At 44.5% G+C, this 321-nt stretch carries 1 protein-coding gene; it reads left to right on the forward strand.

Going from position 1 to position 321, the window contains the following annotated elements:
- Positions 1-321, forward strand: a 321-nt coding sequence (locus AB4585_RS28130) for an alanine:cation symporter family protein (protein WP_372172056.1), incomplete at both ends; no start/stop codon positions are given.

Raw genomic sequence — 321 nt, forward strand, 5'->3', positions numbered from 1 at the left:
GTTCAAGCAAACGCAATAGTGAATGCCGTAATCCATGATCTTGCGCTTCCTGCTCATATCATTTCTGTTGGCGACTTTGAATTTGACAGAAATGCACTCATCGGTGGTGTATTTATTGCAGCGCTTGCGTCTTTTGTCATCTTTGGTGGCATCCGCAAAATCGCTCGCACAGCTGAAATTGTTGTTCCTTTCATGGCACTGGCTTATCTTGCTCTTGCGCTATTTGTTATGTTTACTAATTTGGACAAAGTGCCAGATGTATTGGCTCTTATCTTTAAGAGTGCATTCGGTCTGCAAGAAGCAGCAGCTGGCGGTGTAGGC

The organism is Vibrio sp. 10N.222.49.C9, assembly GCF_041474985.1.
GTDB classification, from domain to species: Bacteria; Pseudomonadota; Gammaproteobacteria; order Enterobacterales; family Vibrionaceae; genus Vibrio; species Vibrio crassostreae_C.